The 15,699-nt window shown below is 49.9% G+C and carries 13 protein-coding genes and 4 pseudogenes; 12 read left to right on the top strand and 5 right to left on the bottom strand.

Annotated elements, in window-relative coordinates; translation table 11 throughout:
- Positions 1 to 160: 160 nt before the first annotated feature.
- Both CAF73_RS26725 and CAF73_RS26720 read left to right on the top strand, forming a co-directional pair.
- A complete protein-coding gene (locus tag CAF73_RS26725) occupies positions 161 to 4,948 on the top strand; it encodes an RHS repeat-associated core domain-containing protein (RefSeq protein WP_085704920.1) in 4,788 nt (1,595 codons plus the stop codon).
- A 2-nt stretch (positions 4,949 to 4,950) separates the two neighbouring features.
- Positions 4,951 to 5,268 (top strand): hypothetical protein, encoded by a 318-nt coding sequence (locus tag CAF73_RS26720; RefSeq protein WP_085704918.1) that lies wholly within the window; start codon positions 4,951 to 4,953, stop codon positions 5,266 to 5,268.
- A gap of 38 nt (positions 5,269 to 5,306) precedes the next feature.
- On the opposite strand, the pseudogene CAF73_RS30015 reads toward CAF73_RS26720, so the two are convergent.
- Positions 5,307 to 5,456 (bottom strand): annotated as a pseudogene (locus CAF73_RS30015) (IS4 family transposase); the annotation flags it as partial.
- A 63-nt stretch (positions 5,457 to 5,519) separates the two neighbouring features.
- Here CAF73_RS30015 and CAF73_RS26715 point away from each other — a divergent pair.
- The 9 genes and pseudogenes from CAF73_RS26715 (at position 5,520) to CAF73_RS26665 (ending at position 12,563) form a co-directional block, all read left to right on the top strand.
- Complete coding sequence (locus CAF73_RS26715; protein ID WP_234204817.1) at positions 5,520 to 5,933, top strand: hypothetical protein; 414 nt, start codon at positions 5,520 to 5,522, stop codon at positions 5,931 to 5,933.
- Between the two features lie 124 nt (positions 5,934 to 6,057).
- Positions 6,058 to 7,395 (top strand): annotated as a pseudogene (locus CAF73_RS30615) (RHS repeat domain-containing protein); the annotation flags it as partial.
- A gap of 423 nt (positions 7,396 to 7,818) precedes the next feature.
- Positions 7,819 to 8,106, top strand: coding sequence for a barstar family protein (locus CAF73_RS26700; RefSeq protein WP_085704914.1), 288 nt, complete (start codon positions 7,819 to 7,821; stop codon positions 8,104 to 8,106).
- 442 nt (positions 8,107 to 8,548) lie between these two features.
- Entirely contained in the window at positions 8,549 to 8,944 is a 396-nt protein-coding gene (locus tag CAF73_RS26690; RefSeq protein ID WP_085704910.1) for a hypothetical protein, read from the top strand.
- Positions 8,945 to 9,285: 341 nt separating this feature from the next.
- Positions 9,286 to 10,227, top strand: a pseudogene (locus CAF73_RS30870) (RHS repeat-associated core domain-containing protein); the annotation flags it as partial.
- Positions 10,224 to 10,649 (top strand): hypothetical protein, encoded by a 426-nt coding sequence (locus tag CAF73_RS26680; RefSeq protein ID WP_085704906.1) that lies wholly within the window; start codon positions 10,224 to 10,226, stop codon positions 10,647 to 10,649. The pseudogene CAF73_RS30870 and the gene CAF73_RS26680, both read left to right, overlap by 4 nt.
- 445 nt (positions 10,650 to 11,094) lie before the next feature.
- Positions 11,095 to 11,469, top strand: a complete 375-nt coding sequence (locus CAF73_RS26675) for a hypothetical protein (protein ID WP_085704904.1) — start codon at positions 11,095 to 11,097, stop codon at positions 11,467 to 11,469.
- A 352-nt stretch (positions 11,470 to 11,821) separates the two neighbouring features.
- Positions 11,822 to 12,214, top strand: a complete 393-nt coding sequence (locus CAF73_RS30010; protein WP_139834878.1) for a hypothetical protein — start codon at positions 11,822 to 11,824, stop codon at positions 12,212 to 12,214.
- A 43-nt stretch (positions 12,215 to 12,257) separates the two neighbouring features.
- On the top strand, positions 12,258 to 12,563 hold the full coding sequence (locus CAF73_RS26665; RefSeq protein ID WP_085704900.1) for a hypothetical protein: 306 nt from the start codon (positions 12,258 to 12,260) through the stop codon (positions 12,561 to 12,563).
- Between the two features lie 57 nt (positions 12,564 to 12,620).
- Here CAF73_RS26665 and CAF73_RS26660 read toward each other — a convergent pair.
- A pseudogene (locus CAF73_RS26660) lies at positions 12,621 to 13,118 on the bottom strand (VanW family protein); the annotation flags it as partial.
- A 258-nt stretch (positions 13,119 to 13,376) separates the two neighbouring features.
- Here CAF73_RS26660 and CAF73_RS26655 point away from each other — a divergent pair.
- Positions 13,377 to 14,198, top strand: coding sequence for a glycosyltransferase family 2 protein (locus tag CAF73_RS26655; protein ID WP_085704896.1), 822 nt, complete (start codon positions 13,377 to 13,379; stop codon positions 14,196 to 14,198).
- Positions 14,199 to 14,524: 326 nt separating this feature from the next.
- On the opposite strand, the gene CAF73_RS26650 is transcribed toward CAF73_RS26655, so the two are convergent.
- From CAF73_RS26650 to CAF73_RS26640, 3 genes are all read right to left on the bottom strand, one after another.
- Positions 14,525 to 15,103 carry a hypothetical protein gene (locus tag CAF73_RS26650; protein ID WP_085704894.1) on the bottom strand — a complete coding sequence of 193 codons (579 nt, stop codon included), beginning with the start codon at positions 15,101 to 15,103 and terminating at the stop codon, positions 14,525 to 14,527.
- Between the two features lie 83 nt (positions 15,104 to 15,186).
- Positions 15,187 to 15,366, bottom strand: a complete 180-nt coding sequence (locus tag CAF73_RS26645) for a hypothetical protein (RefSeq protein ID WP_085704892.1) — start codon at positions 15,364 to 15,366, stop codon at positions 15,187 to 15,189.
- 11 nt (positions 15,367 to 15,377) lie between these two features.
- Complete coding sequence (locus tag CAF73_RS26640; protein WP_085698628.1) at positions 15,378 to 15,620, bottom strand: hypothetical protein; 243 nt, start codon at positions 15,618 to 15,620, stop codon at positions 15,378 to 15,380.
- Positions 15,621 to 15,699 lie beyond the last annotated feature (79 nt).

Below are 15,699 nucleotides of genomic sequence, written 5' to 3'. Positions count from 1 at the left end.
ACATGATGCAGTGGTTGCAGGAAGAGCATGCAGACCTGTACTTCTCGTTCCCGGAATCAAACCTGCAAAAGAAAGTGGCGCGCTTCGTAAAACGCACGCTACTCACGGAAGAAAATTTTACCGGCCTGCTGAAGGCCCATCTGGAAAGTGAGGTGGCTGTATGAGCATTTTGATGGGTGAGATTGTTGCCAATCTCAATGCAAAACAGCCTGATGCTCAGGCCATCATCAGCGATTTCAAAAAGTGCCTGAAGGATTATCGCGAGCATGCCGAAGCTTGGTACGGCGGCATTCTGGATGCAGAGCAGCAATTCAAGGTCGGTGACGAAGTCGGCACCGCAGACAAGGACAGTAAAAAGGCCAATACCCTTTATGCCAACTGCCCTGCCAACGGCAAACTGAAGCTGGTCCACAGTTTCGAATCTGCGCGTTTTGTCCCTATCGGCAATACGCCTGTGCGGCTGGTGCCGGTGGAGGATGGCAAGCTCTACGGCAAGAACGAAGTCGGTCAAGCCATCAACGTCAAGATCGGCCCAAGCGGAATTCTGGAGGTCACAGGCCTCAAACCGCATCAACAATACGAAATCACTTTCTTCCCCAATCCTACCAAAGCTCAGATCGACAGCCTTTTCAACTCCTATCAAGGCGTCATAGGAGATCTGAGCGCCTGGCTGCAAACCGAGTGGACCACCGATTTTCTGCCGCTCTGGCAAGCGCACACCAATGCATCCATGGGTGGACGGGCATTGCAACAGCTGGAGTCGGCCTGGAAAGGATTCCTCAAGGCAATCATGGGGCTGTGGGGGGACATCAAGAGCCTCTACGACTTGGTTGCGCATCCTCGGGAAAACTACGAGAAACTCAAAAAATTCTTCACCGAAGAACAGATAAAGAAGATCTATAACGCTTCGAAAGAAGCCATCCAAACAGCACTGCTAATTGCCAGTGACGAACCACTCATGTGGATCTACGTCGCGGCGATCGTCGCGTGGGTCAAGATGCTGCCTCCGCAGACCTGCACTGAGGTCTTGTCGGAACTGACCACGGAAGTGCTGCTGAACATCCTGATCGGTATCGTCTTGACGGGCGGGATCGGTCTGGCCGTCCGTATCGGCACCAAAGGCCTGAATGCCGCAAGAAACAGCGGCAAGGTCATGAAGCTGATCGAAGACTTCACCTCGATGCTGATGAAAATCAGCAAAAAGAATGCGACAGGCCACGCCGATACCGCAAAGCCCTTGATGCTCAACGGCAACTCGCCACTCAATCAGGCGCGGAAGGCAAGTATCGAAATCGCGCCTCCAAAACCCGCAGAAACAGCCACACCACCGAAGAAAAAGCCGCCCGTCTCGGGTGGGGCCGTGGAGACGGATGCACAGATCCATGCTCGCGGCAAAAAAGAAAACAACACTCGAGTCCAACAGCAGGAAAAAGTAGACAACGCACCTGATCAGTCGAAAAACCCCGCCGACAAACCCGCTCAGTGCGCCGATAAAACCTGCACCAACGGTGAACCGGTATCGATGGTTACCGGCGAGGAATTGCTGACACTCACTGACGGTGTATTGGGTGGTCTGCTGCCGATTGAATGGACGCGCCTCTACCGCAGCAGCGCGGTTGAAATCGATGGGCGTCTGGGCCATGGCTGGAGTCACTCTCTGTCCCATCGCCTGCAAATCAACGATGAGGGCGTGCTGTGGACTGATAACGAAAACCGTCAGACCCGCTTCCCGATGCCGACGGAACAACGGCCTGCCATCACCAACAGTCTGGCTCAAGCAGCCATTTTTCTGGGCGAGGCACCGGGTGAACTGATCCTCACCCAGGCAGGGGCAAAACCACGCTTTTATCATTTCCGCGCAGACCGCCTGACGACGGTCAGTGACTCATACGGAAATCAGGTGCATATCAGCTATGACCTGGTGGGGCGGATCCAGCGCATCGATAACGGTGCTGGCCGCGCGTTGCTGTTGCGTTACGATGACCGCCATATCATGGCCGTGGATCAGCAACAACAGCGTTCCGAGTATGACGAACGTGGTGAACGCCAGGATCCGTGGCTGACCATTCAGACCCTAGTCACCTACCGCTACAACGCTCGCAATCAATTGATCTCGGCATCCAATGCCGCAGGTGAAACCGAGCATTACCGCTACAACGATCAGCACGTCATCCTTGAGCGGCAACTGGCCGGTGGCGCCAGTTTCTTCTGGGAATGGGAACGTGAAGGCAAACTCTCCCGTTGCGTACGTCATTGGGCCAACTATTCGCAACTGGAAGCTCGCTACGAGTGGGATGACAAAGGCACGGTTACGGTTCACAACGCCGATGGCAGTGAACAGGTTTACGTGCATGACGAAAATGCACGCCTGATCAGTGAAACCGCTGCCGATGGTGCGGAAACGCAAAACGCCTATGACGATGAAGGGCGTCTGGTTGCTGTAAAAGATCCAATGGGGGCCATTACCGAGTATCAATACAGCGATGCCGGACGATTGATGGCTGTCATCCCGCCGGAAGAAGAACCTACCCACTACAACTATTTCGATGGCCAACTGATTGAAGTCAAACGTGGCAAGGCCCGTTGGCAATACGACCGCAATCAACAAGGCGACATTACCCGGCAAATCGACCCTCAGGGCAACGAAACCCATTACAGCTACGACCGCCAGGGCCGCCTGCTGGAAATTCACCATCCTGATGGCAGCCGCCATCAACTGGGCTGGAACAATCTCGGTCAGTTGCTGGAGGAGCGTCTTCCGGACGGTGGTCAACGCAAGTACCGCTACGACGCACTTGGACGCCAGATCACGCGTCAGGACGAATTCGGCGCCATCACCCATTATCAATGGGACGCCGTCGATCGCCTTACCCAGATCACCCTCCCCGGCGGCGCCACCCGTGCTTTCACCTACAACCCGTACGGACGCGTCACCGCCGAACGCGATGAGCTCGGCCGCATCACCCGCTACGAATACGCCGACAACCTGCATCTGGTCAGCCGCCGCATCAATCCCGACGGCAGCCAGTTGCGCTATCGCTACGACAACGCCGGCCTGCTACTCACTGAAATCGAAAACGAGCGCGGCGAGCACTACAAACTCGACTACTACGCCAACGGTCTGATCCAGCAGGAAACCGGTTTCGACGGCCGCCGCACCGCGTACGAATACGACCTCAACGGCCAGTTGCTGAAGAAAACCGAATTCGGCGATGACGGCAGCGAACTGGTTACCGAGTATCAGCGCGATGCTGCCGGTCGACTGCTGGTGAAAACCCTCGCCGATGGCGAAGAAATACACTACAGCTACGATGCCCTGGGCCGTTTGGTGAATGTCGACGACGGACACTGGCCGCTTGCCTACGAATACGACGTGCAGGATCGCCTGATCACCGAGCATCAGGGATGGGGCACCACGCGCTACGAATATGACAGCGTCGGACAACTGAGTCACTGCCGGCTCCCCGACGGCAGCACACTCGACTACCGCCACTTGTACGGCGGACGTCTGAGCAGCATCGACCTCAACGGCTCACGCTTGACCAGCCACCAATTCAGCGCCGGTCGTGAACAGCAGCGCCAACAAGGCCTGCTGCTCAGCCAATACCAGTACGATGAACAAGGCCGCCTGCAAGCGCACAGTGTCAGCCAGCGTGAAAAAAACCTGTTCCAGCGCCGCTATAACTACGACGCCAACGGCAACCTCGCCGGCATCGACGACAGCCGCAAAGGCAGCCGCAGCTACCACTACGACCCGCTCGATCGATTGATCAGCGTTCGTGGCGCTACGCCGGAAACCTTCGCCCACGATCCAGCGGGTAACCTGCTCGGCCAGAACAACGAAGGCACCGCCAACCTCGCCAACGTCAAAGGCAACCGTCTGCTGATGCAGGGCGACCGCCACTACGACTACGACGCCTATGGCAACCTGATCCGCGAACGCCGTGGCACCGGACAGAAACTTGTCACCGAATACCGCTACGACTGCCAGCATCGACTGATCGGTGTCAGCCTGCCGGGCGGCAGCACTCCATCCTATAAGTACGACGCCTTCGGCCGCCGCATCGAGAAAACCGTCGATGGCCATACCACCGAATTCTTGTGGCAAGGCGAACGCCTGATCGCCGAAAGCGGTGACAACCGCTATCGCACCTACATCTACGAACCCGGCAGCTTCCGCCCACTGGCGATGCTCGACGGCGAAGGCCCGCGCAAGGCAACGCCGTTCTACTACCAACTCGATCACCTGGGAACACCGCAGGAACTCACTGACTACAGTGGCGAGATCATGTGGTCCGCGAAGTACCGCGCCTACGGCAACCTCGCGGCGCTGGACGTCAGTGAAATCGATAACCCGTTGCGCTTCCAGGGTCAGTATTTCGACGCAGAGACGGGCCTACACTACAACCGTCATCGCTACTACAATCCGGGGACTGGGCGGTTTCTGACACCGGATCCGATCAAGCTTGCGGGTGGGTTGAATAACTACCAGTACGTGCCTAACCCTACGGGGTGGGTGGATCCGTTGGGGTTGAACTCCGAGTGTCCTGGAAAATTAAATCGCCAGACCGGAACAGTAGAAACCTCACGCAAAGCAAGCGTTAATGACGGAGCGCCGAAACCTCCAGATGTTCAATGGACCAACCATGGAAATAAACACGTAGCTCCCAAAGCTCCGTGGCCATCGATTGTTAAATCAACTGCAAATGGCGGAGCAGCAAAATATCTACCGGGCACTGACATCGAAGCATTAGAACGACACGCTTTTGAACACGGACAAGAAGTAAACAACGGAAAACCTTGGAAAGTAATTGATATGGGGCGAACCATCGGCGCAAACGATGGTAAAGAAACTAGATTCATGAGGATTGAGCTCAGTGCAAATACAATTCATGGACACCCAATCTCCGAAGATGCATTTAAAAAACTTACGAAAAAGAAGAAATAAAAATGTTTAAAGAAATAGAAAATCTAGGCGGAACCATAACTTTCGATGATCTTTCCCACCTAGACCAGTCTACTGAGATCTCATCCATAGTTAACGAACTAAAAGAGGACCTATTTCAAGCAACTTTTCCATTCCAACAAATAATTGATATCGGCTGGTATCCAGAATTCAGTGAGAGTGGCGAATTCAAAGTATCACTAGTCTCAAACTTCAATTGGGAAAAACCAATCCACAGCGAAAAAGCAAAAAATTGGACAGAGCTAAAAACCGCCATTGAGAACACTCTGAAGAAAGTGCAAACCCAACAGCCAATCAGATGAGTAAAAAGGGACCAAAAGGGGACAGATTTGAATGGCACTTACTTAACATGTTTAGCATGCCCGTTCTTCCTGACCTCAGCCCTTGCTGACCGACGTGACTGGGTCAGCAAGGGGTAGGCCTGAGGTCTTCGTTTTATGGCTCGCGGTTCGATGCGACCAGGTCGATTTCCAACGCGTCTTTGAATCAAAGGGGACGGATTTATTTTTCGTTTTCAGCCACATCCAAAAGATGGAAAAGTCATCCGAATTTATTGGCCGAACCCGTTCGAGGGGCAAAAATTACAGCACAGAAATGTATCCCAAGAAGCGTATGGTACGGGCTCGACGGAACAGGCTACAACAATATTGCACAAGAGCTAAAATCCGAAAACCATTTGCTAAGAAAATGGATTTCCTTATATGCCATTTATAAATACCAATTCACCAATGACCCACATCAATATTACGATTTTATCCATCAATCAAAAAATTCCCGATATGCGTTAGTAATATTCACAATTCCCACCGAAACACTTGAAACAAGTGATGGCGTGGACGACCGAGACATTACTATCGTGAAAATAGAAACCATGGACTCCGAAGCGGAAATCAACACTATTCTTGCAAACCTCGACATTGACCCAGAACTGTTCACCACGCCATGGCGCTGTGAATACCCGCTCTAGGCGCCATTCTGTAATCAGAGGGGTTCGGATTTGCTTTCGTTGAAAAAAATAAATCCGTCCCTGCAAATCATAGACATGTTAAGAACATCAATTGGATATCCAGAGACTCGGCTGAAACGGAAGTCACTACGACCCGCTTGATCGATTGACCAGCGTGCGTGGCGCGACACCGGAAACCTTCGCCCACGACCCGGCCGGCAACCTGCTCGGCCAGAACAACGAAGGCACAGCCAACCTCGCCAACGTCAAAGGCAACCGCCTGCTGATGCAGGGCGACCGCCACTACGACTACGACGCCTATGGCAACCTGATCCGCGAACGCCGTGGCACCGGACAGAAACTCGTCACCGAATATCGCTACGACTGCCAGCATCGACTGATCGGCGTCAGCCTGCCGGGTTGCAGCACCGCGTCTTACAAATACGACGCCTTCGGTCGCCGAATCGAAAAAAATGTCGACGGTCACACCACTGAGTTCCTGTGGCAAGGCGAACGCCTGATCGCCGAAAGCGGCGATAACCGCTATCGCACCTACATCTACGAACCCGGCAGCTTCCGCCCACTGGCGATGCTCGACGGCGAAGGCCCGCGCAAGGCAACGCCGTTCTACTATCAGCTCGATCATCTGGGCACACCGCAGGAACTCACCGACTACAGCGGTGAAATCATGTGGTCCGCGAAGTACCGTGCGTACGGCAACCTCGCGGCACTGGATGTCAGTGAAATCGACAACCCGTTGCGATTCCAGGGTCAGTATTTCGATGCAGAGACGGGCCTACACTACAACCGGCATCGCTACTACAATCCGGGGACTGGACGGTTTCTGACGCCGGATCCGATCAAGCTTGCGGGTGGGTTGAATAGCTACCAGTACGTGCCTAATCCTACGGGGTGGGTTGATCCGTTGGGATTGAATAGCTGTCCTGGTAATAAGGATTCGCAATCAGGGGATGTTAGCGATCCGACAAAAAAAGCTGTTGTTAATGACGGAGAACCTAATCCACCAACGATGACGCGGGCTGAGCGCCAAGCTAGGATTCATGAGCTCACAGAAGCAATGGCATACAAGGAGCTAAAGGCGATGGAGGATCTTTCGCCTAGGTATCATTTCCTTGAAAAACATGGCGCACAGACTACCACTCAGTCACAGATGGATAGAGCAGCGACTGGCAAAAACCCAACCACCGGCGTAATTGAAACCTACGGAAATGGAAAGCCGATAACACCGAACTCAACACGATACACCAGCCACAAAGCACAACTTACAGCTATCAAACGCGCGATGCGCATATACAAAAATACCGGCAATAAAGCGTTAGCTGAGCGTCCTATGAGCATGGGCGGAACGATCGGAGAAGGCTTCAAAAAGGGCGGAACAAAATACAAGCAACAAACAAAAGCCGTGACAATTCTCGACGATAACGGCCTACCTAAAACATCATTCCCGAAATATGAAAAATGAAACTAGAGCCGACACTTGACATAATCCCATCGCTACTATTCCCTTTCGACATAAATAGCGATCAAGATGAAACCGTAGAAGACCTAATTGCAAAAACCGACATAAATAATGATGATGAATTAACACACCTATTTAACACCCTGATCAAGCCTGATTTTACAAAACGCATCGTAAGCGAGCAGCAATGGTACATTGACACATTGACATTTTTTTTAAACAAAAATGAGAAATTCAATCGCGTTTTTTCCGAAATCACTACGTACTTTTCTGATGAGCCCATTGATAAGCGCCACTTCATGTCAGTCCTTCTTGAATGCTTGAAAAAATACAAAACTTCATAACAAACCAGACTAAAGGGGAAAAATTTGTTTTTCGCTGAAGAAAATAAATCCGCCCCCTTTAATCTGGAAGTGAGTTTTAAAAATGATAATTGTACTTGATGGCTTAACCATTTCATCAGAGCAAGAGTTTCATAAAAAAATAGCCATTGCTTTTGCGGTGACAGATTTTTATGGAAACAATCTCAATGCCTTATGGGACCTACTCAGCACCAACGTGGAACGCCCCGTAGATTTAATATGGAAAAATTCTGAATACTCTCAAAAAAGCATGGGAGATTCGTACAATAAAATAATAAATATTTTTGAACGCACAAAGCAACAGGATGTGAATTTCGGATGGGAGGAAAAATTTAACTATTATCTCGAGTAACCACTAGAAAGCTAAAATGGGCTATCAAAACTACAAAACAAAGGGGAGTAGATTTATTTTTTACTGAAGAGAATAAATCTATCCCCTTTCAGCTAACAGGCTTGAAAGACCAACCAACGATAAACGAATCTGCAAGCAAAAATGTTTACCACCGACAAAAATAAAATTCAAGAACATTGGCTTGAAGAAATATACCCTCGACAAAACTCAATTACGCTCAATAATGGATTCTATTACCTCTTCGAGCACTCAGCAAAAGAAGAAAAATTAACAAAAAAAATATGGATTCCGGCAAATGATTTCTTGCTAAACCACACTGACATATGCCAAAGCCTCTCGACCATTTATACAGCAGAAGTGGTGATCATCCACATTTGCAGCTTCACCCTGTGAAAGGGGAAGTTATAAGAATCTATTGGCCAAACCAATTTGAAGGACAAAAATGAGCAACCAGAAGACTATCCCTAGAAAAGTTTGGTGGGGTTTGGAGGCAAAATCATATACAGAGATTGCGCAGGAACTACCTTCGCAGGATGAGTCACTTAGAAAGTGGATCGCAATCTATGCTGTTTATCATTTAAACTTTGAAAATAGATACCCTGGAGAGAGTTACTACAAATTTCTAGAGGATGCAAAAAATTCTAAATACGTCATTATAGAATTCACTCTCCCAATCCACTTTCTCGAAACAAGAGACAGCATTGGCGCCAACGACACAACAATCACAAAGTGCAAAACCATGGAAACAGAGGAAGAAATAAACTCTTTTCTTTATGAAAATAACATAAACCCCGAGCTATTTACGCCCCCATGGACCTGCGAGTACCCGCTAGACTGAACTCAACAAAAATTGACAAATCTGTCTCCTTTTCAAACCCAAAGTCAAAGGGGACAGATCTGAATGGCACTGCAAAAAAGACACCAACGAACTAGTCTGACTGATCGTATTGAGCGGAACCAATTCATTTAACAAAATCATGATTCACAGCAGCAGCATCCATGTTCAATCATCAAGCGGCACATTGGCCAAAGTACCCATTGATCGGCCAGACAATCTTTCCATAGAATGGTCTTGACTAAAAAAACACAAGTAAAGGGACAATCTATCCCCTTCTTCAGAACTAAAATGGGACAGATCTATTTTTTTGTTGAAGAAAATAAATCTGTCCCATTTTCTAATTCTTGTGGCAAGGCGAACGCCTGATCGCCGAAAGTGCCGACAACCGTTATCGCACCTATATCTACGAACCCGGCAGCTTCCGCCCGCTGGCCATGCTCGACGGTGAAGGCCCGCGCAAGGCGACGCCGTTCTATTACCAGCTCGATCATCTAGGCACGCCGCAAAAACTCACTGACTACAGTGGTGAAGTCATGTGGTCCGCGAAGTACCGCGCCTACGGCAACCTCGCGGCGCTGGATGTCAGTGAAATCGACAACCCGTTGCGCTTCCAGGGTCAGTATTTCGATTCCGAGACGGGGTTACATTACAACCGGCACCGCTACTACAATCCGAGCAGTGGGCGCTTTTTGACGCCGGATCCGATCAAGCTTGCGGGTGGCTTGAACAGCTACCAGTACGTGCCTAACCCTAGGGGGTGGGTGGATCCGTTGGGGCTAAACAACTGCCCCCCTCCCGAGGTAGATGGGCAAGAGTCCCTTTTAAAGCCCCCTGAAACTGCCGCTACGGTAGATGAGGGTGCACCGAAGGTTCCGGGACCTGAACATGGTAAAAATCCTAGGTTTTTCAAGACTGAAACCACATGGAAAGCGAGCGGAAAAGGAACAGGTAATGAATATAAAGTCTTCCAACAGGACATTGACTGGAGTCTAGAACACAAAGGCGTGTCTAACTTGGATAGAGCGAAAGATGGTGGTGCACCGTACATCATGAAGGACGGAGTTCCTCAGCAGCTCCAGTTACACCACTCAAGGCAAAATGGAAAAGGCCCGCTTTTTGAGTTGAGTCGAAAAACTCACCTGACCACTTTGAAAGGTAGAGGACGAGAAGCGGTGCATCCTTATGGGCACAGCCAACACCCAGAGCAACCTGTAGACAGGGAACTTTTCAAGAAAGAAGTTCCACAATATTGGAAAGACCGAGCAGCCGAGGCTTCGAAATGATCCCTAATGAATTAGTAAAACTCATTGAGAAACAACCTGGTGACATTCACCGGAGAGATAAAAATTCCGTCTTAAAAGAACTGGCGGCCCTCGGAATCGATCCTAGCAGTGAACTGGCCGAGTTTTTTCTAAACTACACCATAACTTTTTTCAAAAGCAGTTCTTCAGAGGAGGAACTATGTGACATCGCCGCCCCCAGTAACGAAATAGAGGTCGGTACAGATTTTATTAAGGAGGTGTGGGAGCTTCCAGAAAATTTCATTTGCCTTACAAATGTTCAGGGCGAGGGATGCTACCTGTACGACAAAAATAGTGGTGAGGTCTTAGATTTTAGCTTGGCTAAGCGAGATGAATTCTTGGCTGGCACAGTGCAGATAAAATGGAGCGGTTTTTTTGAGTTCCTGACTTGGTATCTTTCTTAATGTAGATTTGTTATTTGTGTGTTATCAGATGGAGCAAGAAATAAAGGAATCCGGGCTGGAGGAGTTGCTCGATTTAGCGGAGGCGGCTTAGATTCAATGACGACGTAATCTGATGACTTTCGAGCCGTAGCTGACTCGCAAGACGGAGTCTAGAGCCATTCCGATCGATATGACAACTGGCCGCACAGTTTGCCATTAGACCTAAATCCGCGCGGGCTGCCTTAGGGATTACTTCAAGGTACCGCTATTTTAGAAATATAGTAGATGGCCACAGATTGAGGACGATGGAATCAAGCCAATATTTTTTCAGGCTCACAAGAATGCGTTCATCAAGCGGCACATTAGCAATAGTACCCACTGATTGGCCAGACAACCTTTCCATAGAATGGTCTTAACTAAAAAACAGAATCAAAGGGACAATTTATCCCCTTTTCGAACAAACAAAATGAAAATTTTTCTCAACATTGAACACCTGAAAAACTATAACTCCCCTAGTACATTTATAAAATTCGCGACTACGGAACCTGAACCGGACATTGAACCTTGGTGGTTACTAATATATCAAGAGGGAAAAATAAACTACTGGCACAACACGCTAAAAAATCTGTATCCCAACCGCACGTTAGTTCCTTTCGCAAAGTTCAACGCCAATGATGATATTGCTTGCTTTGACGGCGATGATTTATCCGGCAATCCAAAAGTGCTAATAATACATGCATATGCTTCAGAGGGGTGGGAGCTTCACGGAGAACATCCTGACTTTAGCGCATGGCTAAAAATAGCGATTGAGACCCATACAAAATGGAATGAAGAAGATTAAAAACATCCACACCCAACATCTTATCCAAATATGTGTATTCAATCCAAAGAGGACAGATTTATTTTTAAGAAAATAAATCCCTCCCCTTTTCACACAAGTTTAAAGGATAAAAAATGAGTATTCAGAAGACAATCCCGAGGAAAATCTGGTGGGGCTTTGAGGCAAAATCATATACAGAAATTGCTCAAGAGCCACCTTCACAGGATGAGTCACTTCGAAAGTGGATCGCAATCTACGCCGCTTATCATTTAAACTTCGAAAATAGACCAAAAGGGGACAGATTTATTTTTCGTTAAAGAAAATAAATCCGTCCCCTTTTACTCTAATCCGCCCCCTTTTACTTAATAAACTCATGAAAATCACAATATCGCGCATAGTTAAAATCCACACAGAAAAGACCCTTGTTGAATTCTCCACCCCTTACGGAGAAGGTCTTTCAAGCTTATTCAATCTAGAGGCAATAGAAAACCGTTCCTATGACGTCGAAATAAATATTGATGATGATTTTTATTGGGGTAAAAACATCTCCACATCAATGAGCAACACACCATCAATTCGCCACGAAGCAGAAACAACCTATATAACAGCAGAGCTGATTTCTATTAGCAAAGATGGATGCAGCTCGCTAAAACTCGGCAACTCCATCATCCTCATCTCACTAAAAAACGAAAATAGAGATCTTATTTTTCCGAGCTTTATAGAGATTTCAGCCATTCAAATCACCCTTTACCCAACCAACACCTGAGTAGTGCTCAACCCCCCCTCAAATACCCCTTGGATATCACTAAATGAACACAAGCAAAATCATCACTCTCGGAGCCAAAATAACTCTCGATGACATTTCCCAGCTTGATAAAACAATCGACACTTCTCTCGAAATAGAAAACTTAAAGGAAGACCTTTTTCAAGCGACTTTCCCATGCGGCCAAATACTCGATATTGGATGGCATCCAGAATTCAGCACATACGGTTCCTTTGTAATCTCTCTAATCCGCAATCAAGACTGGCAAAATCCTACTCATTGTGAAAAAGCCAAAAACTGGGCAGAGCTGAAAATCGCGCTAGAGAACATATTAAAAAACCTGGAAAGCTAGAATCGACAAACGCTTCCGACACATGAAGCAAACCAAATGACTAAAGCGACATCACCACTATCCCCCCTCAATCACCCCCTCCAAAACCTCATACTTAACCACCACCCGATTCCCATACAACCTCTCCCTCTCCACCAAAGCCCCCACCTGCCCCTTCTCCCTCACCTCCCGCCAAATTTCATTCTCCCGATACACCCGCTCCCCCTCCCGCACAAACCGATGCCCCACCTCGAATACGTGATACCGATACGCCCGCTCCCGATCACAAAACAACTCGCCCTCCAACTGCATCTCCCCCACCTTCAGCTTCAGCTGAAAGCTGCAATCCGTCGGGTTGTGCAGCACCAGGTCGATGTAGTTGTAGAAGATCGCCGCGCCGGAGCCGAATGGCAGGACGCGGCCGTCTTCCAGGACCGGGTCGGCGCGTTCGATGACGATCAAGGGTGAGTGAATGGCCATCCAGTGGATGTGGTTGCTGAGTTGGCAGATGCCGCCGCCGATGCGGGCTTAGCCGAATGAGAGTTCCATGCCTTCGACGTAGCCTGGGTGTAGAGAGAAAGTGGTTTCATCCGTGGCGAACGGCGCGAGCCGTTGTCTTCCTTGAGCTTGTAATGGCGGCGCATCTTACCGTGGAACCGCGCTTGATCGCCAAGCGCCTCGCCTGCGTCGCAAGCCGTAACAAGTCACCCGGACCGGGCGCTCTAAAATTAAGTTTGAACTAAGGTTGCGTCCCTACCATCCGGGCCACAAAGCAACGGTTCTGTGTGCTGATTGCTGTCAGCAGAACCCTTCAACTTGAAGTGAGCCCGGACCATGAGTGCGATCAATTCCACCTCAAAACAACTGCCCGCCTTCAGCCTTGTATTGGTCAATTACAAGACGCCGGAAATAACCCGGATGTGCCTGGAGTTTCTCCAGCAATACGTCAAGGAGCATCAAATTCCGGTGTGGGTGGTGGACAATGATTCCGCCGATGAAAGCCTGGTCTATTTGCGGTCTCTGGACTGGATCAACTTGATCGAGCGCCCCTCCCCCGGCAAGGAAGCGGGGCATATTGCTCATGGCAAGGCACTTGATCTGGCACTTGCAAAAGTTGAAACCGATTACCTGTTTTTGCTGCATACCGATACTTTCGTTTTTGACAGCACTGTCTTTTCGATGATGATGAATGAATGTATGCAATCTTTGGATACAGCAGCGGTCGGTTGCGTCGAGCAATTAGATCGCGGCGTCCTTAGAGACACCTGGCGCTTGTCTTCGCGTTACTTCAAACACTATTTCCGCCGGGCAAAACAGCACTTGGGGTTGCCCTCCCGAGATCCGAAACCCTACCGGGAAACTCACCTGAAAAGCTTCTGCACCTTGTGGAATGCACGGTTGATCAAAGCTCACGGGCTGCATTTTTCGATGGACGACCGGGTCCCGGGATACACGCTGCAGGATCGTTTAAGCAGCCTTGGCTACGGCATCAAATGTCTCTCGCCGCGGACGATCTTCCGCTACCTCGATCACATCCAGGCCGGCACCGTGGCAGCTATCGGTGGATACGGCACACAGCACCGCCGCACCACCATGTATCAGGAAACGCTCAAGCGCCTTCAGTTACAACGAGGCATGCGACCTGCCAAATCGTAAGGCAATTAAAAAGGGCGACTTTAAAGTCGCCCTTTTTGCATCTGAATTCTTTGGCCTCTACTCCGAGGAGGTGTTCGCCCAGTGTGATGGCCTGGCAATCCATGCACCGGTAAAGAGCCCTGACACTGGGCGAACGGGAGGGATTTTAATGGAAGTTGGCGGATATGTCGTGCTAATTGAAGATGAATTTTATGTACTGAAAAGTTAAAGAATATTGCTCATCGATATTTCCCGACAAACTTTCTGAATTCACTGCCTCGAACACTTCATATGACTGCTCTCATACAATTACTTGTACAAGAACAGTCACGCTGTAGAGTCAATACTCAACTTTCATGCTGACTGGTCACTTTTAATACATCGGTGTAAGTGACGATGACGCTCTGCCCCACTTTCAGGTTTTTCAGTTTGGCCTGAATCTCAGGCTTTTCGACGTTGAGGGTTTTGGACTGGCCCGACGGGTTTTCCAGAGTGACCCGGTTTGTCGCCAAATCAATTTTGGTGATTTTCAATTGCACCTGAACCTGGCGGAAGGCCTCGCCACCGGGATTGCTGCTGCCCACGGCGTTGCGCAGTTCACCTGTGCGCTCAGTGGAGCCAGGCAGACCTTTATCCACATCGGTGTCCAGGAAAGCGGCGATCGAATGTTGAACCTCGATCTTGACCAGATCACCCACCTTCAGATTTCCCAGGTTTTTCGCCTTGTCGCTGAGCTGAATGTGCACCTGGCGACCTTCTTCGCCTTCAAGGACAACCTGATGATTGGCCGGATCAACTGCGAGCACCTTGGTGGTGACCTGATCCTTTTCGACAGTCGCCGACAACGGAATATCGGCAGCGAACGCCGTGGAAGCAGACAGAACAGTGGCGAGTGCAATGGCGTGCGTCAGTGCTTGGAGCTTCATAAGCGGTACGTTCCCTGTGATGGATGGCAGCCCCCATCGCCAACGTATTCAGCGATGGGAGTGCCACTGAGCATAGACGCGCATCAGGGTTTGTTCAGCGATCGCTGCGCGGTGTCCTGCGCCGTGGACTCACCACTGGCGGTGCCTTTCCCGGAACGCTGCCGCTGTTTGGGATCGGTGGGACGCAGTGCATCATTGTCGCGTTCGGTTTCACCCGGCGGACGAGGTTCGTCGGGGTGCTCGCTATCAGGGACAGTATTCATGCCAGGCCTCCTCAGGCTTCGGGGTCATCGAGTTCCCGCGCCACGTTCACGGCGGGCGAGTCCTTGTGCAGTTCATCGGCCTTGGCTTTGAGCAGCTGCCACTGCTCAAGATCGATCGCACCCTGCCCCAACAGATCGTCAGCGATGCGCTGCAAATCAAAGTAATGGGCATCCGGGGACTGTTGCCAGTACGTCTGATCGTCAAACATTTGCTGCCAGGTCGTCAGGTCTGGCGGTTTCAGTTCCTCGCTCATGGATCGGATCCTCGGCCATGTTCCTCGGTAGAGGCGGCATTCTGGAGAGAGTTCCAATCGATTTCTTCTCCGGCCCGGA

It is taken from the genome of Pseudomonas sp. B15(2017), assembly GCF_002113215.1.
Taxonomy (GTDB): domain Bacteria; phylum Pseudomonadota; class Gammaproteobacteria; order Pseudomonadales; family Pseudomonadaceae; genus Aquipseudomonas.
Note: the sequence above shows the minus strand (reverse complement) of the source record. Positions and strands in the feature narration are given on the sequence as shown.